Raw genomic sequence first — 20,552 nt, 5'->3', positions numbered from 1 at the left:
ATTCTTGACTCTTGATTGAAAATGTACGCATACTGAACACTGCATTCTGTCTTCCGACTCCCGACTTTTTTAATCCTTCAAAGGTTCAAAGTGGCAAAGGTTCAAAGATGCAGGGGGACAAAGTTATAAATTTGTAAAGTGGAAATGAGGAAATGAAAACCGAAGTCTGAAGTCGGGAGTTGTTGTATTCAGTAGAATATAGGATTTAGGTAGTTTTTTTCTTTGTAACATCGTAACAACATAACAGCATAACTTTTACTTCGGCTTCGGACTTCGGACTCCCGACTTTTTCAATCCTTCAATCTTTAAATTTTTCAATATAAAGAAAAGTACTCCGTAAGCAGTTTTTTCCTTTGTAACATCGTAACAACATAACTTTTTTACTTTACAAACTTTCAACTTTTCCTCTTTACAAACTTCATAACTTTCAACTTTAACTATCTTTGCAGCATGATAGAAGATAAAAATCCACAACGCACATCAATTTCTCAATTAGGAGAGTTTGGTTTGATAGAACATCTAACCAAAAATTTTGAAATAAAACATTCATCTACCATAAAAGGGATTGGTGATGATGCCGCTGTAATCGATTTTAAAGATAAAAAAGCCATTGTAACAACCGATTTACTGGTTGAAAATGTACATTTCGACCTTAGTTATATGCCGCTTAAACATTTAGGCTATAAATCGGTAATGGTAAATCTTTCCGATGTGTATGCTATGAACGCCAAAGCAACACAAATTACAGTTTCTATTGCTGTTTCTAATCGCTTTCCACTAGAAGCTTTAGAAGAATTATATGCTGGCATTAAACACGCATGCGATTTATACGAAGTGGATTTAATTGGTGGCGACACAACATCTTCTAACAAAGGACTTTTAATTACCGTTACAGCATTAGGCGAAGCTAACGAAGAAGATATTGTTTACCGAAATACGGCAAAATCTAACGATTTGCTAGTGGTTTCAGGAGATTTAGGAGGCGCATACCTCGGACTTCAAATTCTAGAACGTGAGAAGGAAGTTTTTAAGGTGAATCCTCAAAATCAACCTGATTTAGACATGTATTCCTACATTATTGAACGCCAACTTAAACCAGAAGCTCGAAAAGATATTCCTGAGTTATTGAAAAAACTTGAGGTAAAACCAACCGCTATGATAGATATTAGCGACGGATTATCATCAGAAATTATCCATCTATGCAAGCAATCTAAAGTAGGTTGTAATTTATATGAAGATAAAATTCCACTAGATCCACAAGTAATATCTACTTCTGAAGAATTTAACCTGAGCAGTACAACTGTAGCTTTAAGTGGTGGTGAAGATTACGAACTATTATTTACCGTAGCTCAAGAAGATTTTCCAAAAATAAAAGCCAATCCGCATTTGTCTATAATCGGACATATGACGCAAGAGAGTGAGGGCATGCATTTAATAACACGTGCCAATACAAAAATACCACTCCAAGCTAGAGGTTGGAATTCTTTTGAGGAAAACGAAAAAGAATAAGAACCGAAGTAAACCTTAGACTACTGAATGAACTTCGCGCCTTTTCTTATATAAATACGCTAGTGTTTCATTTATTTCCCTCCACTCGGGAGTTAAAATATCTAAATGACCTGTTTCGGTTGTTGTAAGTTCACACTTACATGTTTTGCACTGATATTCAACTATGTGGGAAGTGATTTTTTTCGACACCACATAGCGATGTCCGAACACGGAACAGAGTGCTTTTTTGACTGTAGTTTTAGAGGATTTCATATAGGTTATGTATTTTGGGCAGTGTTAACTTATACAAATTCTGTTAATTATCAAACTTTTTTCAAAAATTTCTTGATATTATCGATGAATTGCGATTTGTTTTCAATAAAACTCATATGTCCATCGGGAAATTCTACTACTTTTACCTCCGCTTCTTCTACTTGTTCTATCAAAGCTTCATAGTTTAACACAGGATCTTTCCTCCCTATAATCATCATTTTTTGAAAGGGCGTAAAGTGTAGTAATATTTCTCTATCGTTTCTAATTTTCATCCCTTCTAAAGCAGCCACAATACCTTGAACTGGAGTTTTTAGGGCTTCCTTTTTTAGAGCTTTTATTTCTTCAGCAAAAATTTTACGGTTTTTAGGTCGAAAAAGATTAGCAATTCCCATCCGAACAAAGCTTTTATGGTTGTGCTTTACCATTTCTATAGCTCTATCCCTGTTCTTTTTCTTAACTTCAGAATCGGCACTTGTTGTAGAATTTACTAGCACCAAAGCTTTTACATCGTCTGGATGTGCTTCTGCAAAAGCTAAAGCTACATAGCCTCCCATAGAATGTCCAATTAAAGAAACACGCCTAACCATTAACTCATCCAAAACAGCTTTTACAGTTTCTGCCATCATTTCCATGGTATGCACATATCCCAAACAGCCTGTTTTCCCATGACCTAATAAATCTATAGTTATAACCCGATAGCGACTTAAAAGCTCTTCTTTTAAAGAATTCCAAATTGTAGCGTTTTCCAAAAATCCATGAAGTAGTACTACAGCAGAGCCTTTTCCCGCATCTTCATAAAAAATATCCGTTCCTTTAAAGTTGAGTCTCATTTACAAATACTATTATAAAAAAATCTGTTAGATTGAGCGTAATCTACAAACATTTGGATTACGCTCAAAGTAACAATTTTATAGTATGAACTCGTTTAAACGAGTTCTATGTTAAAAACTACTTTTATTTATTCATCCAATCTTCAATCTCTTCAACCTCCAATGGAATATTTCTCATTAAATTAAAAGGCTCTCCAGACTCCTGAATAACAACATCGTCTTCTAAACGAATTCCAAAACCTTCGTCTGGCAAATAAATTCCTGGCTCTACAGTGAAAACCATATTAGCTTGCATCGGTTTTTTAAGTGGCCCATAATCATGCGTATCTAATCCAATATGATGACTAGTTCCATGCATAAAATACTTTTTGTACGCTGGCCATTCAGGATCTTCATTCTGAACAGCTGCTTTGTCTAATAATCCTAAACCAAGAAGCTCGCTCGTCATTAATTTCCCAACCTCTTCATGATACTCTTTCCACATAGTTCCTGGAACTAACATTGAAGTAGCTTCTTTTTTTACCTTTAAAACAGCGTTATAGACTTGTTTTTGGCGCTCAGAAAATCTACCGCTTACAGGAATGGTACGCGTCATATCACTAGCGTAATTGGCGTATTCTGCACCAGCATCGATTAACAACAGCTCTCCTTCTTTACATTGCATTTTATTTTCAATATAATGAAGTACGTTTGCGTTATTTCCAGAAGCTATAATAGGAGTATATGCAAAACCACGAGATCTATTACGAGTAAATTCATGAATAAACTCCGCTTCTATTTCGTACTCCCAAACTCCCGGTTTAGTAAACTGCAATACCCTTTTAAATGCTTTCTCAGTAATATTACAAGCTTGTTGCATTAATTCTATTTCCTGAGGCTCTTTAGTTCCTCTTAACTCTTGCAATATTTGATTACTTTTTTCCCATTTATGAGCTGGGAATTTATTTTTACACCAATCAATAAAACGATCTTCACGAGTTTCTGTTTCCACAGATTGACGATAATGCTCATTTGTATTAAAATATACAGTAGCTGCTTCCGTCATAATATCATAAAAAACTTTCCCGAAATCTTTCAACCAATACGTTGTTTTAATTCCAGAAACTTCCAAAGCTTTTTCTTTAGTAAGTTTTTCTCCTTCCCAAACCGCAATATGATCATTGGTTTCCCTAACAAATAAAATTTCTCTGTGCTTAGCTTCATGCGCATCAGGAAATAAAACCAAAATACTTTCTTCCTGATCTACACCACTTAAATAAAACAAATCTCTAGCTTGTTGAAAAGGCATTGTACTATCGGAACCAATTGGATATATATCATTAGAATTAAAAACCGCTATACTTTTAGGCTTCATCTGAGCCATAAATTTTTGACGGTTTTTTATAAAAAGATTGCTGTCTATTAAATCGTACTTCATCTCTGTTTATTTTGAATTTTGCCAAAAATAATAAGAATAGATGCTTTTGGTGTTAAACTAGGTATAAAGTTTTAATACAACCATATAGATTATTTATTATATTTGAAGAAAATAAATATAATTTTACAAAGAATAATTATGAAAACAATTAACACCCTTCTGTTCTTAGCATGTATTACTCTAGCTACATCATGCAGTAAAGACAGTGAAGATGAGTTTAAAGAAACTAACGGTAACGATGTTAAAAAGAAATACCTTACTAGTATTAAGGTAATTGACGATAGCAATCTTGATGAAGGTATAAATACAACCTTTAGTTATGATGCTGATGGAAAACTAAATACTGTTAGTGATGAAGATGGATCTGTGGTATTTAAATATTCAACTTCTGGAAAGTTAGAGACAATTGCTGGTAATGATACTGATGATAACATTTCAATAAGCGAGTTTTATCAAGCCCCTTATAATGCGTTTGAAATAGGACAAGTTACAGAATATGATAAAAATGGAAATCCTACTAAAATTAGAGTTTATGACGGCGAAGATAATGGAGAGTCTATATTTTATGATGGTGAAATAACTTATGATTCCAACCCGAACTTTTTCTTTTACACACTTGAAGCAGGTGGAATTCTAGAAGTATTAGATAGAGTCGATCTTAATTTCTCTTTAGTACCTACAAACCAAGCTCTAACTAAAGCAAAAGCATTAATTCCATACAACAACCCTACTTCAATGATTTTTAAAGATGCTAGTACCGGTACTGTTTCGTTTACATCACAAGTAAAATACACATATGATGAAGATAAATACCCGATACTTGCTAAAACTGTTATTGTAAACAGTGATGAAATAAGCAATGCTACTTTAAATTACTCTTATAAATAGACTTACATTACAACATTATGATGATGGCTTTCTAAAAAGTATTACTATTGTCCGATAAAAGTTAACGAAATTTATTGGACTCCAATTATATAAAGGTTTAAATGAGGTTTTCAAAATAGCCCCCTTGCTATTAATAAAAATAAATAAAAAAAGGATTTCAGTAAGGCTACTTCTTTAAACTACTTATTTTATGACAGTTAATATTTAGTCTTTGTTCTTTTTTCTTATAGCGAAACCGTCTTGTATTTTTTCTCGGACACTAATAAAAAAGTATCTAAACTATAAATATCAGCTTAACAACTACAAATTACTTTTTAGAAAGCCACATTCATTTTGTCCCTATTCTACAATCCCTCCTTTAATTAGAAACTTATCATTAATTTTTTTAATAAAAAACTAAGTAATTATACGTAAATATAACGTTGTAGTCAGAAAAGGATTATTTTTACAACAATTACTTTAAATTCATTCTAAATTGCGATTAAAACAGAAACGAAAGTTTGTTAATAACTTATTCGTACTGTACTTTTGTAAGTATTAAATAAATAATTTCTAATGAGCGGAATGTTAAATTCAACAATAGCTAGAAAAGTAGCCATGGCACTTTCAGCTATATTCTTATTAATCTTCCTTTTACAGCATTTTATAATCAATTTTACCTCTGTAATAAGCGAAAGTACTTTTAATGAACTCTCCCATTTTATGGGGACTAATTTTTTAGTTCAATTTTTAATGCAACCTATATTAATATTTGCGGTTGTATTTCATTTTGTGATGGGTTTTATTTTGGAAGTAAAAAATAAAAAAGCTAGAAGCATTAGCTACAAAAGCTTTAATGCAAGTGCAAACACTACATGGGTTTCTAGAAACATGATTTATAGTGGTTTGGTAATCTTAGCTTTTATAGTGCTTCACTTTATTGATTTCTGGTTTCCAGAGATAAATCATAAATATATCGAGTTTGCTCCAGAAGACCCAACAAGATATTATGGTGAGTTAGTAGAAAAATTCCATAATCCAATTCGTGTTGGTGCATATGTAATTGCTTTTGTTTTATTAGCATTACACTTGCTTCATGGTTTTCAATCCGCATTCCAGTCGGTTGGATTCAACAACAAGTTCACTCCAGCACTTAAAACTTTTGGAAAGTTCTTTGCGATTTGCATTCCATTAGGGTTTATTTTCATCGCACTTTTCCATCATTTTAATCAATAGATTTAAGTATTATGGCAACATTAGATTCTAAAATACCACAAGGCGATTTAGCCAATAAGTGGGTCAATTATAAAAATGAAATTAACTTAGTTAACCCTGCTAACAAGCGTAACATTGATGTTATCGTTGTTGGAACAGGTTTAGCAGGAGGTTCTGCAGCAGCAACATTAGCAGAACTTGGATACAATGTAAAAACTTTTTGCTATCAAGATTCTCCTCGTCGTGCACACTCAATTGCAGCACAAGGAGGTATTAACGCAGCAAAAAACTATCAAGGAGATGGAGATTCTACTTACAGGTTATTTTATGACACTGTTAAAGGAGGAGATTACCGTTCTCGTGAAGCAAACGTATATCGTCTAGCAGAAGTTTCGGCTAACATTATCGACCAGTGTGTGGCGCAAGGAGTTCCTTTTGCTCGTGAATATGGTGGAATGTTAGACAATCGTTCTTTTGGAGGGGTTTTAGTTTCTAGAACTTTTTACGCAAAAGGACAAACAGGGCAACAGCTTTTATTGGGAGCTTATGCAGCTATGAATCGTCAAATTAACCGTGGAAAGATCCAATCTTTTAATCGCCACGAAATGTTAGACGTAGTAATTGTAGACGGAAAAGCTCGTGGAATTATTGCGAGAAACTTAGTTACTGGAGAAATAGAACGCCACTCGGCTCATGCGGTAGTAATTGCTTCTGGAGGCTATGGAAATGTATTTTTCCTATCTACAAATGCTATGGGAAGTAACGTAACAGCTTCATGGAAAATCCATAAAAAAGGAGCCTATTTTGCCAATCCTTGTTACACACAAATTCACCCAACATGTATTCCTGTTTCGGGAGACCATCAGTCAAAATTAACATTGATGTCTGAGTCGCTTCGTAACGATGGAAGAATTTGGGTTCCGAAGAAAAAAGAAGATGCAGAAGCTATTCGTCAAGGAAAATTAAAGCCTACAGAATTAGCAGAAGAAGATAGAGATTATTACTTAGAAAGAAGATATCCATCGTTTGGTAACTTAGTACCACGAGACGTTGCATCTAGAGCTGCAAAAGAACGTTGTGATGCTGGTTTTGGAGTAAACAAAACTGGAGAAGCGGTATTTCTAGATTTCGCATCTGCAATAGAGCGTTACGGAAAAGAACAAGCTATTATCCATGGAAATCATAATCCTTCAGAAAAGGAAATAAGAGAATTAGGAGAGAAAGTAGTAGAAAACAAATACGGAAACCTCTTCCAAATGTATCAGAAAATTGTTGATGAGAACCCGTATAAAACTCCAATGATGATTTACCCTGCGGTACATTATACTATGGGAGGTATTTGGGTTGACTACAACTTAATGACAACCATTCCTGGGTGTTATGCTGCTGGAGAAGCTAACTTCTCTGACCACGGAGCAAATAGACTTGGAGCTTCTGCCTTAATGCAAGGTTTAGCCGATGGTTATTTTGTGCTACCTTACACTATTGGAAATTATTTAGCAGATGATATTAGAACTGGAAAAATCCCAACAGATTCTCCAGAGTTTGATGAAGCTGAAAAAAATGTAAAAGATCAGATAGCAAAACTTGTTAACAATAAAGGGAAGCATTCTGTAGACCATTACCACAAAAAATTAGGGAAAATTATGTGGAATAAATGTGGAATGGCTCGTAATGCCAAAGACCTAGAGTCGGCTATTAAAGAAATAGCGGAATTACGTGCAGATTTCCATAAAAATGTATTAATTCCTGGTTCTGCAGACTCTAAAAATAGCGAATTAGAAAAAGCATTAAGAGTAGCAGATTTCTTAGAATTAGGAGAATTATTTGCTAAAGATGCTTTACACCGAAACGAATCTTGTGGAGGACACTTCAGAGAGGAGTACCAAACTGAAGAGGGAGAAGCAAAAAGAGACGATGAGAACTTTAAATACGTTGCCGCTTGGGAATACAAAGGAGCTCCTAGCGATGCCGTATTACACAAGGAAGAATTAGAATATAAAAACATTGAGCTTAAAACACGCTCGTATAAATAGTTAATTGTTATTTGTTAACCGTTTTTATTTTTGTTCTATGAAAAATGAGTGATATTAAGACTTTCGAAGATTTGAACTGTTGGGTTAAAGGAACAGAGTTAAGAAGAAAAATAGCTTCTGTTATAAAAACCTTTCCCGAGTTTGAAAAATTTGAACTTATGTCTCAAATGAGAAGGGCTTCTAGATCGGTTACTCATAACATAGCAGAGGGTTATGGCAGATTTCATTTTAAGGAAAATGCCCAATTTTGCAGGATATCAAGAGGCTCATTATATGAAATATTAGATCAAATAATTACGGTGCTTGATGAAAATTATATTGACAATAAAACTTATGAAGATACAAGGTTGATGGTAATTGATTGTATTAAAATATTGAATGGTTACATTAACTATTTAAGTAACGCAAAGTCCAATTAACTATTAACCATTAACTTTCAACATATAATAATATGAATCTTACATTAAAAATATGGCGTCAAAAAGATGCCAACACAAAAGGAAAGATGGTAGACTACCCAATATCTGGTGTAGAACCTGATATGTCTTTCTTAGAAATGCTAGATGTTTTAAATGAAGAATTAATTTCTAAAGGAGAAGAGCCTGTAGAATTTGATCACGACTGTAGAGAGGGGATTTGTGGTGCATGTTCACTTCAAATAAATGGAGAGCCACACGGGCCAGATAGAGGCGTTACTACATGTCAGCTTCATATGCGTATGTTTAAAGATGGAGACACTATTACTATAGAACCCTTTAGAGCAACTGCTTTTCCTGTAATTAAAGATTTAATTGTAGACCGTTCTTCATTTGATAGAATTCAGCAAGCGGGTGGTTTTATTTCTGTAAATACTTCAGGAAATACTATCGATGCAAATGCAATTCCAGTTAATAAAGACGACGCTGACGATTCTTTTAATGCAGCTACCTGTATTGGTTGTGGGGCTTGTGTGGCAGCTTGTAAAAATGCAAGTGCTATGCTTTTCACATCAGCAAAAGTATCTCAGTTTGCTTTGTTACCACAAGGGCAAATAGAAGCTACCGACCGTGTATTAAATATGGTTAGACAGATGGATGAGGAAGGTTTTGGAAACTGTTCTAATACTGGAGCTTGTGAGATTGAATGTCCAAAAGGAATTTCTCTTGAGAACATAGCTCGAATGAACAGAGAATATCTTTCAGCAAATATGAAAAAGTAGATTCCTCAGATTAAGCACATAAAGCATTAAATACATTAATATAAAAGAGGCTTTTTAAAAAAGTATATAAACCCTAAATGTTATCCTGAGCTTGTCGAGGGATTCTTTTGGGGTTAGTTGTGAAACTTCGACAAGCTCAGTTCGACAACTACATATTACTTTTTCAAAAAACCTCTTTTTTAGTTTCAAACATTTTTACTTCAAAAAAATAAATTGAAATGATTAAAGTACAAATAGTAGGATTAATCATTCTTCTTCTAAGTCTTGCAACTTATTTTTTTATGAATATAGAAGGTTTTTGGATTGGAGCAAGTACAGGAATTGGAGCTGGACTTCTTATAATAGGTAAAATTAAAAAAGTTTAGTAATTAACTTTTTTAAGGAGTTAGGCAGCATTTGGAGAAATCAAATTTAATACTTACTTTTAACGTTAGTAACGTAACACAAAACTATGATTATATCCTTTGGCTCTAAAGAAACCGAACAAATTTGGAACGGAATGCGAGTCAAAAAAATGCCGATTGAAATTCAAAGTCTCGGACGTCGAAAGTTGAGAATGTTGAATAACTCGCAGGATATTACAGATTTGCGAATTCCCCCGTCAAACCGACTTGAAAAACTAACTGGTAAATTAAACGAATTTTATAGCATTCGGATTAACAAACAGTGGCGAATTGTATTCGTATGGGAAAAAGGAAATGCAAGCGAAGTTGCAATAATTGATTATCATTAAAAAATATAAAAATGGGAAAGTTAGCAAATGTACATCCTGGAGAAATCTTGAATTACGAATTTCTTGAACCATTGGAAATCACCGCATACCGCCTTTCCAAGGACTTGAAAATTCCGCAAACCCGAATTTCGGAAATCATTAAAGGAAATCGCAGAATTACTGCGGACACAGCTTTACGATTGAGCAAATATTTTGGAAATTCTGCAAAATTCTGGCTTGGAATTCAAGACGATTTTGATATTGAGGAAGAAAAAGAATCGAAAGAATTGGAACTGAACGAAATAAAACATTTCGAAAATAAAAACATTATTTAAAAGCAAGCAACTACGGCTTGCATAAAATAATTAGGAAGTAAAAATCAACTACTTCGGTGGAAATTCAAAGAAAACATATTTAACTCATTTCATATAAAGTAGTAACAATAACCTCTTTGCCTTCTTTTAAGGGAGTTGATAGTAATTGTTTCTCTTTTTTTATTTTTAAATTGAAGGGAGGTATCAATAAGTTCAAACCACTCTGCTTTTTAAGTCGAATTCCCTGTCCAGAAATAATATCTTTATTGGGCTCAAAACTACCGTTAGGTAGATGCTCTGTTAGAATAACATATTTATAAGCTGATAATTTACTTATTATACTTTGAACCTCTTTATTTGATAAATGCTGAAGCACTTGCCTAATTAAAACAATATCGGCAGTAGGCAAACTATCGGTTGCAATATCCAAACATTCAAAAGTTAAATTATCTTGAGTAAAAACTTCTTGATTCCGTTTAATAAGTCCTTCAACTATATCTACTCCAATATACCTTTTAGTGTACTTTACTAAATATTTCCCTACATTAAAATCGCCGCACCCTAAATCGCATACCACAGGAGGAAAATCAAAAGACTTTAAGAAAGTTTGAATAGTTTCAATATAAGGTTTTACTATTTCTGGACGATGAGAGCCCTCCCCAGAATAATAATCAGCATTATTACCTCCCCAAAGATTTAATGTATAGATCTGTTCCATAGCATCTTTTGTTGGCCATGGTTTTTTAGTTTTAGTAGTAATACGCTTACTTTTCACTCGGTAAAAACTTTAAAGCAAGATAGCACAACTAAACAAAAGCATAAAAATAAAAAACACCTCTTATGCTGAGCGACTAATGTGAGACCGCTTCTCCAGCACCACTAGGAATACGAATATCTTCAACAATATCAACTATCTCCTTAGGCGGAGCTTTGGTAAATCTAGATACTATAATTGCTGTAACAAAATTTAAAATCATTCCGATAGAACCAAATCCTTCAGGTGAAATTCCAAACCACCAATCTTTTTCTTCAGAAGTATTAATCGTTCCAATCCAATGTAATCTGAAGCGAGCAATATAATACAAGGTAATAGCAAGTCCTACAACCATTCCTGCTATTGCTCCTTCTTTGTTCATTCTTTTAGAAAAAATACCTAATACAATAGCTGGAAAAAATGAAGCTGCCGCTAAACCAAAAGCTAAAGCAACAACAGAAGCCACATAGCCTGGTGGATGAATCCCGAAATATTCTGCAACACAAACGGCTACTAATGCAGCGCCTCTAGCAGCCCACAATTCTTGTTTCTCATTAATATCGGGCATGACCATCTTTTTAAGTAAATCGTGCGATACAGAAGAGGATATCACCAATAACAATCCGGCTGCAGTAGATAATGCAGCAGCTAAACCTCCAGCAGCTAATAATGCTATTACCCAATTTGGTAGGTCTGCAATTTCTGGATTGGCGAGCACCATAATATCTCGATCTATTTCAAGCTCATTAATAGTTGTATCTGCAACATATTGTATGGTGCCATCATTATTTTTATCAGTAAAAGTTAATAGCCCAGTAGCTTCCCATTTAGAAAACCATTCGGGCATGCTCCCATAAGGTTGGTTACTCACTGTTTGAATTAAATTAGTACGAGCAAAAACTGCAATTGCAGGCGCTGTAGTATACAATATTCCTATAAAAAGAAGGGCATAAAGTCCCGATTTACGAGCATCTTTTACTTTTGGAACTGTAAAAAAGCGAACTATTACATGTGGCAATCCCGCAGTCCCCATCATTAAGGCAGCGGTAATAAAAAACACATCAATTTTGGATTTTGACCCTGAAGTATATTCATGAAATCCCAATTCTGCTTGAAGTCCATCCAATTTGTCTAATAAATACGTTCCATCTGCAAGTTGTCCCCCTAATCCTAATTGTGGGATTGGATTTCCCGTCATTTGAATAGAAATGAAAATTGCAGGAACCATAAAAGCAAATATTAAAATACAATATTGAGCTACTTGGGTGTAAGTAATACCTTTCATTCCACCGAGAACGGCATAAAACAAAACAATTGCCATTCCAATATAGACCCCAGTATTGACATCTACTTCCAAAAACCTAGAAAAAACCACTCCCACTCCCCGCATCTGACCAGCTACATAGGTAAAAGAAACAAAAAGAGCACATACCACAGCTACTAAACGTGCTGTTTTAGAATAATACCTGTCGCCAATGAAATCTGGCACAGTGAATTTTCCAAATTTTCTGAGGTAAGGAGCTAATAATAATGCCAACAAAACATAACCTCCTGTCCACCCCATTAAAAAAACAGATCCATCATAACCAGCAAAAGAAATAATTCCAGCCATGGAAATAAAAGAGGCAGCAGACATCCAATCGGCGGCTGTTGCCATTCCATTTGCTAAAGGAGAAACCCCTCCTCCAGCAACATAAAAGTCTTTGGTAGATCCTGCGCGACTCCAAATAGCTATTCCAATATATAACGCAAAGGTAATTCCAACAAGTAGATAGGTTAGTAATTGAACTGACATAGGTAGTTTATTCGTTTAGGTTGTATTTTTTATCCAATCGATTCATTAAAACGACATATATTAAAATCAGAATAATAAAAACATAAATAGATCCTTGCTGAGCAAACCAAAAGCCTAATTTAAAACCACCAAGCTTGATTTTATTCAACTCGTCTACTAAAATAATTCCAAATCCGAAGGAGACTAAAAACCATATAGAAAGTAAGATGAAAAGGTATTTTAAATTCTCTTTCCAATACCTTTCTTTAGTAAGCTGACTCATATATTATCATTTTAAAAACAATAATACATTTTTTTTATTAAAAAATTAAAAATTTGACTTCTTGAAGATTAAAATATTATCAAATTAACAATTTAACAGATAATTGTATATAAAAAGAGGCAACAAAACTGTTACCTCTTTTTTAATTAGCAAAAACTAGTGGGGGAAATGTTCTTTTTTGGGGCATTTAGAACATTAAAAGTTTTTTGGCTATTAACATTAAACTTTTCATTAATGTAATCGTTCCTTTAACATTTGCACTTAAAACATTAAAGAATGATTGACTTTGTTGGTTGTCTTCATAGGTTAAAGCATGGTCTGTCATTATTTTAATAATTAAGTAGGTTAGTAATATTTTTATGACTTTAGGAACATGAAACTATAACACTTCCTTGGGAAAAACACATTTTTGTTGTGAATCTCTCAAATCTTGTTGTCAAAATAAAATTTTATGTGTTTTAACACAATAATCTCTTTTTGACGGTGGCAAATCTAAAATAAATAATGAATTATCGGATATAGAGATATAAAAATTCGATGAAATACACTTTTAAAAAAACTGTTCTTAACACTATCTTGGTAAGCCCAGACAGTAGGCATTCAAACAAAATAAATTTAACTCATTTATACACAGAGAGTTTAAGCAAACATAAGACAAACTACAAGGAGTTAAACCCTAATAATTGATTTACAAAACCATTTCTGGCGTGTTTTCATTAACAATAAGCCTCCCAGCTGTAGCATTTTTAATTTCATCAACAGAAACCCCAGGAGCTCGTTCTAACAATAGAAATCCATCTTTAGTTACCTCCAAAACAGCAAGATTAGTTACTATCTTTTTTACACATTTAACCCCCGTTAACGGAAGCGAACATTCTTCTAATAACTTAGACTCTCCAGCACGATTGGTATGCATCATAGCAACAATTATATTTTCTGCGGAAGCTACCAAATCCATTGCTCCTCCCATTCCTTTTACCATTTTTCCAGGAATTTTCCAGTTGGCAATGTCGCCATTCTCCGCCACTTCCATTGCTCCAAGAATAGTTAAATCTACATGTTGCCCACGAATCATCCCAAAGCTTAAAGAAGAATCAAAAAAAGAAGCTCCTTTTAACGTAGTAATGGTTTGCTTTCCTGCATTAATAATATCAGCATCTTCTTCTCCTTCAAAAGGAAATGGTCCCATTCCCAAAACGCCATTCTCACTTTGAAATTCTACCGAAATATCATCCCGTACATAATTAGCAACTAACGTAGGGATTCCGATTCCTAAATTTACATAATACCCGTCTTTAACTTCCTTGGCAATACGCTGCGCTATTTGTTCTTTATTTAAACTCATAATTAATTTGTTAATTAGTAAATGAGGTAATTTGAAAATTACTTGTTTTTACTCGTAGCTATAATTTTACTTATTACTAATATTATCGATTTCAAATCGTCTAATAATATTCCATCTAGACATGGATAATAAGGACACGCTAAACATAATTTCAACCAATATTTCACCTCATCAGCTTCTTTAGCTGCTATTTTAAACTTATGTATAAAATCGGCTTTACTTTCTGCATTTTGTGCTTCAGCAATATTTGCTCCTATAGATGTACCAGATCTAAAAATTTGGGATGCCATTTCATATTTATACAATCCTCTTAGTTCTTCAGAAAATTGAATAATAGCAAGTGAAAACTTGAATGAGTGATTAACTATAAAATTTTCTTTGTCATTTCTCATTTTCAAATTTTCAAATTATAAAATTTATTCTTTCTTCCTAACAGTTAATTGTTCAATCCGTTTTTCATATTTTTCACCTTTAAAAATACGTTGTACAAAAATTCCGGGGATATGTATTTCATTAGGATTTAGACTTCCTGCTGGCAAAAGCTCTTCAACCTCAGCAACGGTAATTTTTGCAGCACCACACATAACAGGATTGAAATTGCGAGCGGTTCCTTTAAAGATTAAATTTCCAGCTTCATCTCCTTTCCACGCTTTAACAAAAGAAAAATCAGCTTCAAAAGCATGTTCCAAAATATGAGGTTTCCCGTTAAAAACTCTGCTTTCTTTCCCCTCTCCTACTTCGGTACCATACCCTGCTGGAGTATAAAAAGCAGGAATTCCAGCTTGGGCAGCACGACATCTTTCTGCCAAAGTTCCCTGCGGAATAAGCTCTACTTCCAACTCCCCACTCAACATTTGACGTTCAAACTCATCATTTTCTCCAACATAGGAAGAAATCATTTTTTTAATTTGTCTTTTTTGAAGTAACAGTCCGAGACCAAAATCATCGACCCCAGCATTATTAGAAACACACGTTAAATTTTTTACATTCAACGCTACCAATTTATTAATGCTATTTTCAGGAATTCCACAAAGTCCAAACCCTCCAAGCAAAAAAGTCATGTTGTCTTTTACTCCTTGAAGCGCTTCATCTACAGATGTTACTTTCTTATTAATCATTTCGTAATATTTTAGATGAAAATTACGAATATTTCAAGAAAATAGAAATTATATTTTAATAATGTGTGAATAATATTGAATTGACCAATTCTTGTATCGAAAAATTGAAAGTAATCAACTACCTCGGGACAAACCCGCAAGGTATTCTAAGGAAACATATTTAACTTATTTCAACGCAAAGCCCTTAGATAAACTTAGGGCAGGGATTGGAGAATTAGCCCCTCTATAAGGGATTAAAATATGCTTCTAGATAAAAAATTATATAAACTAATACCCCTAAATCTCTTCAGAAGCAATTAAAATACATCCAGCTTCTTTCATTTGCTGTAATGCTATTTCCGAATCGTTTGGATTAACATTAACCCCGCGTATAGCATCTGTTACAACAAAGGTTTTAAATCCTTCTTTTACCGAATCCAATGCAGAAGACAATACACAATAATCGGTTGCAATACCGCTTACATAGAGCTCGGCAATTTTATTTTGTTTTAAAAAAGAGGTAAGATTAATATTAGTAGCTTCAAAAGCAGAATAGCCATCGTCTATAGTACCTGTTCCTTTTAAAGCAACTAAATCAATATTTGCTGTGTTTAAATCGGAATGAAATTCTGCTCCATGCGTTTCTTGCACACAATGTGGCGGCCACTTATCAAAATGTTTTGTTTTAATAGGATGCCAATCTTTAGAAGCAATTACCAAATCAAAATTTGGAGCTATTTTATTAATAATTGGAGCTACTTCTTCCCCGCCTTTTGCAGCCAAAACTCCGCCAGTACAAAAGTCGTTTTGAACATCTACTATTAATAATGCCTTCATTAGAATTTATGTTATAAAGCTATTCCTAGAGGGGATTAAAAATCGATATTTACCCCCTCATTATAATCTACTTTAATAGAATCTTGATCTGCCTCTGCTGGTTCATCACAATCCACACGGATACTTAAATCTTCTGGTCTCTCAAATGCAGCAGTAGAAATTCCTAAATCTTCATCCGCGTAACATTTTTTCATGTAAAGTCCCCAAATAGGCAATGCCATACTTGCTCCTTGTCCATAGGTTATACTTTTAAAATGCGTTGATCTATCTTCTCCACCTACCCATACTCCAGTTACTAAGTTTGGCACCATTCCCATAAACCAACCATCGGAATTATTTTGAGTTGTTCCAGTTTTTCCAGCAATAGGATTTTTTAAATCATATGGATACCCCGTAATAATCTCTTTATAAACTTGTATATCTTTACGCCAAGTTCCTCTTAACCTTGCTCCAGAACCCGATTCTGTTACTCCTTCCATTAATTTTACGGTAGTATAAGCAACATCTTTACTTAGTACATCTCTAGTTTCTGGAACCGATTCATATAAAACCGTTCCATTTTTATCTTCAATACGAGTAATCATAACTGGTTTAACATACACCCCTTGATTTGCAAAAGTTCCAAAGGCACCTACCATTTCATAAACCGAAATATCTGGGGTTCCTAAAGCAATAGAAGGCACAGGAAGTATAGTAGCCTCTACCCCCATACGTTTAATAAGATTAACCACTGGTTGTGGTCCTACTTTATCCATTAACCTAGCAGTAATTGTATTGACAGAATTTGCCAAAGCATACTTTAAGGTGTACATATCTCCAGAATACTTACCATTGGAATTTTTAGGACACCATGGTAAAATATTCCCGTATTTATTAGCTTCGATACAGGTATAAATATCTGGAAATTCATCACAAGGCGATAAATGCAATTGGTCTATTGCCGTAGCATAAACAAAAGGTTTAAAAGTAGAACCCGCTTGACGGCGACCTTGTTTTACTTGATCGTATTGAAAGTGTTTGTAGTTAATTCCTCCAACCCATGCTTTAACATGACCAGATTGTGGCTCCATCGACATCATTCCAGTACGCAAGAAATATTTATAATACCTTATAGAATCTAAAGGAGACATTACCGTATCTTTTTCTCCCTGCCAAGTAAAAACTTCCATTGGAATTTTTTTCTTGAAGGAAGCTATGATTTCTTTTTCAGGTTTTTTAAGATCGTATTTCATGTGTCTCCAACGCTCTGATTGACGCATCGAACGGTTATAAATTTGTTTTGTCTCCTCAGGAGTTACATCTAAAAATGGCGCTGTTGGATTACGCTTGTCTGTATTTTGCACAAAAAATTCCGCTTGCAAACGCTTCATATGCTCACTTACCGCCTCTTCTGCATTGGCTTGCATTCTAGAATCTATGGTTGTAAATATTTTTAACCCATCAAGATAGATGTTGTATTTCTCGCCATCAGGTCGGTAATTATCTTCATCGGCAGCCCACTGCTTCAACCAATCTCTTAAATACTCTCTAAAGTACGTAGCTATCCCTTCTCGGTGAGATTCTGGATGGTAATCTATTTCTAAAGGAATTGCAGCAAGAGAATCGCGTTCTTGTTCATTTAAAAATTCATTTTTAAACATCTGATTCAACACTACATTTCGTCTATTCTCTACCCCAACAGGATTTCTTCTAGGGTTGTAAAGCGATGAATTTTTAAACATTCCAACCAGCATTGCAGATTGCTCTACATTTAAGTTTGAAGGTTCTTCTCCAAAATAAATACGTGCTGCAGAACGAATACCATCAGCATTATTACCAAAATCGTAAATATTGAAATACATGGCAATAATTTCTTCTTTGGTATATTGTTTTTCTAGTTGAATAGCAATAATCCATTCTTTAATTTTCTGAATAATCCGTTCAACAATATTTGAAGAAACCTGCTCGGTAAACAACTGTTTTGCTAACTGCTGAGAAATTGTACTTGCTCCACCTCGAGTTCCTAAAAACACAGCAGCACGAAGTGTTCCCCAAGCATCAATCCCCGAATGATCGTAATAACGTTCATCTTCAGTAGCAATTAAAGCATTTACTAAATGTTTAGGCAATTCTTCAAAATCAACAGGCGTTCTATTATCATTTAAATAATATTTTCCTAAGGTTTTTCCGTCTGAAGATATAATTTCTGAAGCTAAGTTTGTTTGTGGGTTCTCTAATATTTCAAATGAAGGTAATTTCCCAAAAACTCCCCAAGAGGCTAGTAAAAATATAAGTACTACAAAGAGAATTCCTGCTGCGAAGAGTCGCCAAAACCATAAGATATATTTTCTAAAACCTTGATTTTTATTTTTAGCTTTTTTGTTTGATACTTTCTTTGCCATTTTATTTTTCAGCTGATTTTTCTATACTTATACCTACGTCTGTAATTCCCTTTAAGGATGTTATTCCTTCTACAGTTCCATTTTTTCGCATTGCATGTTCAATTGCAATATTATAAGTTCCCATAGTAGGGAAAACAACATTTTCTTTGTAATAAAGCTTACTTTCCTTTAAAGAGGAAAATCCTTTACCAAGCCACTCCCCACTAGGTTTTGCCATCTCATATTCCAAAGTATCGGAAACAGTTTTTCCTCCTGGAAAATCTAAATTAACTATTAGGTATAAATTACTAAACTTATAACTATCGTCGTTTCTTAGATTGATAAAAAGATTATAAGCATTTAATGTATCTTTAGGTTGAAACTCAAAAGAGACTTTTTCATTCTTATCCCATCCATTTTTAATAGGCTTATATTCTCCAAAAACATTCGCATCGGAACTACAAGCTACAAACATTAAAGCCATAAGACTTAAAAAAACAAGTCGCTTATGCATTATTAGACCTTTTCCTTCTGTTGTTGTTAGTACGTCTTTTTTTATTTTTGCTACGCCCTTTAGATGCTTTAGGCTTATCAAAACGTGTTAAACTATCTTGTCCTACAACGTTCTCAAACTCTGTTTTAGTATCTGCAGTTAAATCAAGTGCATATTCTTCAAGTCCAGCAACAGGTTGTTTCTTTTTATTAAGACTGATGATTTCTCTTACCTGATCTGTAGTTAATACAAACCAATTTGCCCATTGCCCTTCGTAACAAAACCACATAAGTTGCTTAAAAATGTCTATTTTCTGACAAACAGCTTCTCCTTTTTCAGTTTTAAGTCGTTGCTCCTGACTAGGGAAATCGTTTAAAGCGTCTAAATAAGCATCGAGCTCATAATTTAAACAACATTTAAGTTTTCCACATTGTCCTGCTAACTTTTGCGGATTTAAAGAAAGCTGTTGGTAGCGAGCCGAAGCTGTATTCACCGATCTAAAATCTGTTAACCAAGTAGAACAGCACAACTCTCTCCCACAAGAACCAATTCCACCAAGTCTGGCAGCTTCTTGTCGGTATCCTATTTGACGCATTTCAATACGAGTACTAAAAGCGCGTGCCATATCTTTTATAAGCTGACGGAAATCTACGCGTTCTTCGGCAGTATAATAAAAAGTAGCTTTAGAACCATCTCCTTGAAATTCTACATCCGAGATTTTCATTTGTAGTTGAAGACTAATCGCTAATTCTCGAGATTTCTTTTGAACTGCTGCTTCACGGTCTCTTGCCGCTTGCCAAATATCAATATCTTTTTGTGAGGCTTTTCTATAGATTTTTGGTAGATTTTCATCTTTAAAATCTACTTTTTTCTTTTTCATTTGTACTTTAACCAACTCTCCAACAAGCGTTACAACACCAACATCGTGCCCTGGAGAAGACTCTGTAGCCACCACATCTCCGATGGAAAGGGTTAAATTTTCTTTATTTCTGAAAAACTCTTTTCTACTATTTTTGAATCTAACTTCGACACAATCAAAAGGCTCATGGCCATTGGGTAGCGACATATTAGAAAGCCAATCAAAAACGGTAAGTTTATTACAACCATCTGTTCCGCAAGTACCGTTATTCTTACACCCACGTGGTTGCCCATCCTTACCGGTTGAACAACTGCTACATCCCATAATTTTATATATTGAACCGAAGAAACTTCCTTAAAAGCACTTCGGTTAAGGTTCATAAATACTTCACTTATAAACT

21 protein-coding genes are annotated in these 20,552 nt (G+C 34.1%); 9 read left to right on the top strand and 12 right to left on the bottom strand.

The window, feature by feature from the left end:
- The first annotated feature begins 450 nt into the window (after nt 1-450).
- Entirely contained in the window at nt 451-1,509 is a 1,059-nt protein-coding gene (thiL, locus tag AC13CQ_RS06995) for a thiamine-phosphate kinase (protein ID WP_335587045.1), read from the top strand.
- Nucleotides 1,510-1,811: 302 nt separating this feature from the next.
- Here thiL and AC13CQ_RS06990 read toward each other — a convergent pair whose 3' ends face one another.
- Both AC13CQ_RS06990 and AC13CQ_RS06985 read right to left on the bottom strand, forming a co-directional pair.
- The gene (locus AC13CQ_RS06990) at nt 1,812-2,591 is read right to left on the bottom strand and encodes an alpha/beta fold hydrolase (protein ID WP_335587044.1); all 780 of its coding nucleotides are present in this window, start codon (nt 2,589-2,591) and stop codon (nt 1,812-1,814) included.
- A gap of 124 nt (nt 2,592-2,715) precedes the next feature.
- A complete protein-coding gene (locus AC13CQ_RS06985) occupies nt 2,716-4,008 on the bottom strand; it encodes an aminopeptidase P family protein (RefSeq protein WP_456868120.1) in 1,293 nt (430 codons plus the stop codon).
- 138 nt (nt 4,009-4,146) lie between these two features.
- On the opposite strand from AC13CQ_RS06985, the gene AC13CQ_RS06980 reads away from it, so the two are divergent.
- From AC13CQ_RS06980 to AC13CQ_RS06945, 8 genes are all read left to right on the top strand, one after another.
- Entirely contained in the window at nt 4,147-4,896 is a 750-nt protein-coding gene (locus tag AC13CQ_RS06980; RefSeq protein ID WP_456868119.1) for a hypothetical protein, read from the top strand.
- Nucleotides 4,897-5,451: 555 nt separating this feature from the next.
- Nucleotides 5,452-6,111 (top strand): succinate dehydrogenase cytochrome b subunit, encoded by a 660-nt coding sequence (locus AC13CQ_RS06975; RefSeq protein WP_008611615.1) that lies wholly within the window; start codon nt 5,452-5,454, stop codon nt 6,109-6,111.
- Nucleotides 6,112-6,122: 11 nt separating this feature from the next.
- Nucleotides 6,123-8,126, top strand: a complete 2,004-nt coding sequence (locus AC13CQ_RS06970; RefSeq protein ID WP_008611614.1) for a fumarate reductase/succinate dehydrogenase flavoprotein subunit — start codon at nt 6,123-6,125, stop codon at nt 8,124-8,126.
- 44 nt (nt 8,127-8,170) lie between these two features.
- The gene (locus AC13CQ_RS06965; protein ID WP_456868118.1) at nt 8,171-8,545 is read left to right on the top strand and encodes a four helix bundle protein; all 375 of its coding nucleotides are present in this window, start codon (nt 8,171-8,173) and stop codon (nt 8,543-8,545) included.
- 32 nt (nt 8,546-8,577) lie between these two features.
- A complete protein-coding gene (locus AC13CQ_RS06960) occupies nt 8,578-9,324 on the top strand; it encodes a succinate dehydrogenase/fumarate reductase iron-sulfur subunit (protein ID WP_008611612.1) in 747 nt (248 codons plus the stop codon).
- 218 nt (nt 9,325-9,542) lie between these two features.
- Nucleotides 9,543-9,689, top strand: a complete 147-nt coding sequence (locus AC13CQ_RS06955) for a hypothetical protein (protein ID WP_456868117.1) — start codon at nt 9,543-9,545, stop codon at nt 9,687-9,689.
- Between the two features lie 86 nt (nt 9,690-9,775).
- Nucleotides 9,776-10,057 (top strand): type II toxin-antitoxin system RelE/ParE family toxin, encoded by a 282-nt coding sequence (locus AC13CQ_RS06950; RefSeq protein ID WP_008611609.1) that lies wholly within the window; start codon nt 9,776-9,778, stop codon nt 10,055-10,057.
- Between the two features lie 11 nt (nt 10,058-10,068).
- The gene (locus AC13CQ_RS06945) at nt 10,069-10,371 is read left to right on the top strand and encodes a HigA family addiction module antitoxin (RefSeq protein WP_008611607.1); all 303 of its coding nucleotides are present in this window, start codon (nt 10,069-10,071) and stop codon (nt 10,369-10,371) included.
- 79 nt (nt 10,372-10,450) lie between these two features.
- On the opposite strand, the gene AC13CQ_RS06940 is transcribed toward AC13CQ_RS06945, so the two are convergent.
- The 10 genes from AC13CQ_RS06940 to AC13CQ_RS06895 form a co-directional block, all read right to left on the bottom strand.
- Nucleotides 10,451-11,125, bottom strand: coding sequence for a class I SAM-dependent methyltransferase (locus AC13CQ_RS06940; protein ID WP_456868116.1), 675 nt, complete (start codon nt 11,123-11,125; stop codon nt 10,451-10,453).
- 76 nt (nt 11,126-11,201) lie between these two features.
- The gene (locus AC13CQ_RS06935; RefSeq protein WP_482882758.1) at nt 11,202-12,899 is read right to left on the bottom strand and encodes a sodium:solute symporter family protein; all 1,698 of its coding nucleotides are present in this window, start codon (nt 12,897-12,899) and stop codon (nt 11,202-11,204) included.
- Nucleotides 12,900-12,906: 7 nt separating this feature from the next.
- Nucleotides 12,907-13,161 carry a DUF4212 domain-containing protein gene (locus AC13CQ_RS06930; RefSeq protein WP_008611599.1) on the bottom strand — a complete coding sequence of 85 codons (255 nt, stop codon included), beginning with the start codon at nt 13,159-13,161 and terminating at the stop codon, nt 12,907-12,909.
- Nucleotides 13,162-13,849: 688 nt separating this feature from the next.
- Nucleotides 13,850-14,506, bottom strand: a complete 657-nt coding sequence (locus AC13CQ_RS06925) for a CoA transferase subunit B (protein WP_456868115.1) — start codon at nt 14,504-14,506, stop codon at nt 13,850-13,852.
- Between the two features lie 38 nt (nt 14,507-14,544).
- Nucleotides 14,545-14,898, bottom strand: coding sequence for a four helix bundle protein (locus tag AC13CQ_RS06920; protein ID WP_456868114.1), 354 nt, complete (start codon nt 14,896-14,898; stop codon nt 14,545-14,547).
- 24 nt (nt 14,899-14,922) lie between these two features.
- Nucleotides 14,923-15,624 carry a CoA transferase subunit A gene (locus tag AC13CQ_RS06915; RefSeq protein ID WP_337901855.1) on the bottom strand — a complete coding sequence of 234 codons (702 nt, stop codon included), beginning with the start codon at nt 15,622-15,624 and terminating at the stop codon, nt 14,923-14,925.
- 276 nt (nt 15,625-15,900) lie between these two features.
- Complete coding sequence (locus AC13CQ_RS06910) at nt 15,901-16,440, bottom strand: isochorismatase family protein (RefSeq protein ID WP_335587034.1); 540 nt, start codon at nt 16,438-16,440, stop codon at nt 15,901-15,903.
- Nucleotides 16,441-16,475: 35 nt separating this feature from the next.
- On the bottom strand, nt 16,476-18,821 hold the full coding sequence (locus AC13CQ_RS06905; protein WP_456868113.1) for a penicillin-binding protein 1A: 2,346 nt from the start codon (nt 18,819-18,821) through the stop codon (nt 16,476-16,478).
- A 1-nt stretch (nt 18,822) separates the two neighbouring features.
- Nucleotides 18,823-19,314 (bottom strand): gliding motility lipoprotein GldH, encoded by a 492-nt coding sequence (locus AC13CQ_RS06900; RefSeq protein ID WP_008611589.1) that lies wholly within the window; start codon nt 19,312-19,314, stop codon nt 18,823-18,825.
- Complete coding sequence (locus tag AC13CQ_RS06895; RefSeq protein WP_008611588.1) at nt 19,307-20,476, bottom strand: PSP1 domain-containing protein; 1,170 nt, start codon at nt 20,474-20,476, stop codon at nt 19,307-19,309. Before AC13CQ_RS06895 ends, AC13CQ_RS06900 begins: the two co-directional genes overlap by 8 nt.
- Nucleotides 20,477-20,552 lie beyond the last annotated feature (76 nt).

The sequence above is a fragment of the Galbibacter sp. L-19 genome, from assembly GCF_056857615.1.
Note: the sequence above shows the minus strand (reverse complement) of the source record. Positions and strands in the feature narration are given on the sequence as shown.

What these genes read in the sequence shown, in the direction of transcription:
- AC13CQ_RS06990 (WP_335587044.1), bottom strand. Translation starts at nt 2,591, where the DNA reads ATGAGACTCAACTTTAAAGGAACGGATATTTTTTATGAAGATGCGGGA.
- AC13CQ_RS06935 (WP_482882758.1), bottom strand. Translation starts at nt 12,899, where the DNA reads ATGTCAGTTCAATTACTAACCTATCTACTTGTTGGAATTACCTTTGCG.
- AC13CQ_RS06895 (WP_008611588.1), bottom strand. Translation starts at nt 20,476, where the DNA reads ATGGGATGTAGCAGTTGTTCAACCGGTAAGGATGGGCAACCACGTGGG.
- AC13CQ_RS06960 (WP_008611612.1), top strand. Translation starts at nt 8,578, where the DNA reads ATGAATCTTACATTAAAAATATGGCGTCAAAAAGATGCCAACACAAAA.
- AC13CQ_RS06985 (WP_456868120.1), bottom strand. Translation starts at nt 4,008, where the DNA reads ATGAAGTACGATTTAATAGACAGCAATCTTTTTATAAAAAACCGTCAA.
- AC13CQ_RS06910 (WP_335587034.1), bottom strand. Translation starts at nt 16,440, where the DNA reads ATGAAGGCATTATTAATAGTAGATGTTCAAAACGACTTTTGTACTGGC.
- AC13CQ_RS06975 (WP_008611615.1), top strand. Translation starts at nt 5,452, where the DNA reads ATGAGCGGAATGTTAAATTCAACAATAGCTAGAAAAGTAGCCATGGCA.
- AC13CQ_RS06930 (WP_008611599.1), bottom strand. Translation starts at nt 13,161, where the DNA reads ATGAGTCAGCTTACTAAAGAAAGGTATTGGAAAGAGAATTTAAAATAC.
- AC13CQ_RS06965 (WP_456868118.1), top strand. Translation starts at nt 8,171, where the DNA reads ATGAGTGATATTAAGACTTTCGAAGATTTGAACTGTTGGGTTAAAGGA.
- AC13CQ_RS06925 (WP_456868115.1), bottom strand. Translation starts at nt 14,506, where the DNA reads ATGAGTTTAAATAAAGAACAAATAGCGCAGCGTATTGCCAAGGAAGTT.
- AC13CQ_RS06905 (WP_456868113.1), bottom strand. Translation starts at nt 18,821, where the DNA reads ATGGCAAAGAAAGTATCAAACAAAAAAGCTAAAAATAAAAATCAAGGT.
- AC13CQ_RS06915 (WP_337901855.1), bottom strand. Translation starts at nt 15,624, where the DNA reads ATGATTAATAAGAAAGTAACATCTGTAGATGAAGCGCTTCAAGGAGTA.
- AC13CQ_RS06970 (WP_008611614.1), top strand. Translation starts at nt 6,123, where the DNA reads ATGGCAACATTAGATTCTAAAATACCACAAGGCGATTTAGCCAATAAG.
- thiL (WP_335587045.1), top strand. Translation starts at nt 451, where the DNA reads ATGATAGAAGATAAAAATCCACAACGCACATCAATTTCTCAATTAGGA.
- AC13CQ_RS06950 (WP_008611609.1), top strand. Translation starts at nt 9,776, where the DNA reads ATGATTATATCCTTTGGCTCTAAAGAAACCGAACAAATTTGGAACGGA.
- AC13CQ_RS06955 (WP_456868117.1), top strand. Translation starts at nt 9,543, where the DNA reads ATGATTAAAGTACAAATAGTAGGATTAATCATTCTTCTTCTAAGTCTT.
- AC13CQ_RS06980 (WP_456868119.1), top strand. Translation starts at nt 4,147, where the DNA reads ATGAAAACAATTAACACCCTTCTGTTCTTAGCATGTATTACTCTAGCT.
- AC13CQ_RS06920 (WP_456868114.1), bottom strand. Translation starts at nt 14,898, where the DNA reads ATGAGAAATGACAAAGAAAATTTTATAGTTAATCACTCATTCAAGTTT.
- AC13CQ_RS06945 (WP_008611607.1), top strand. Translation starts at nt 10,069, where the DNA reads ATGGGAAAGTTAGCAAATGTACATCCTGGAGAAATCTTGAATTACGAA.
- AC13CQ_RS06900 (WP_008611589.1), bottom strand. Translation starts at nt 19,314, where the DNA reads ATGCATAAGCGACTTGTTTTTTTAAGTCTTATGGCTTTAATGTTTGTA.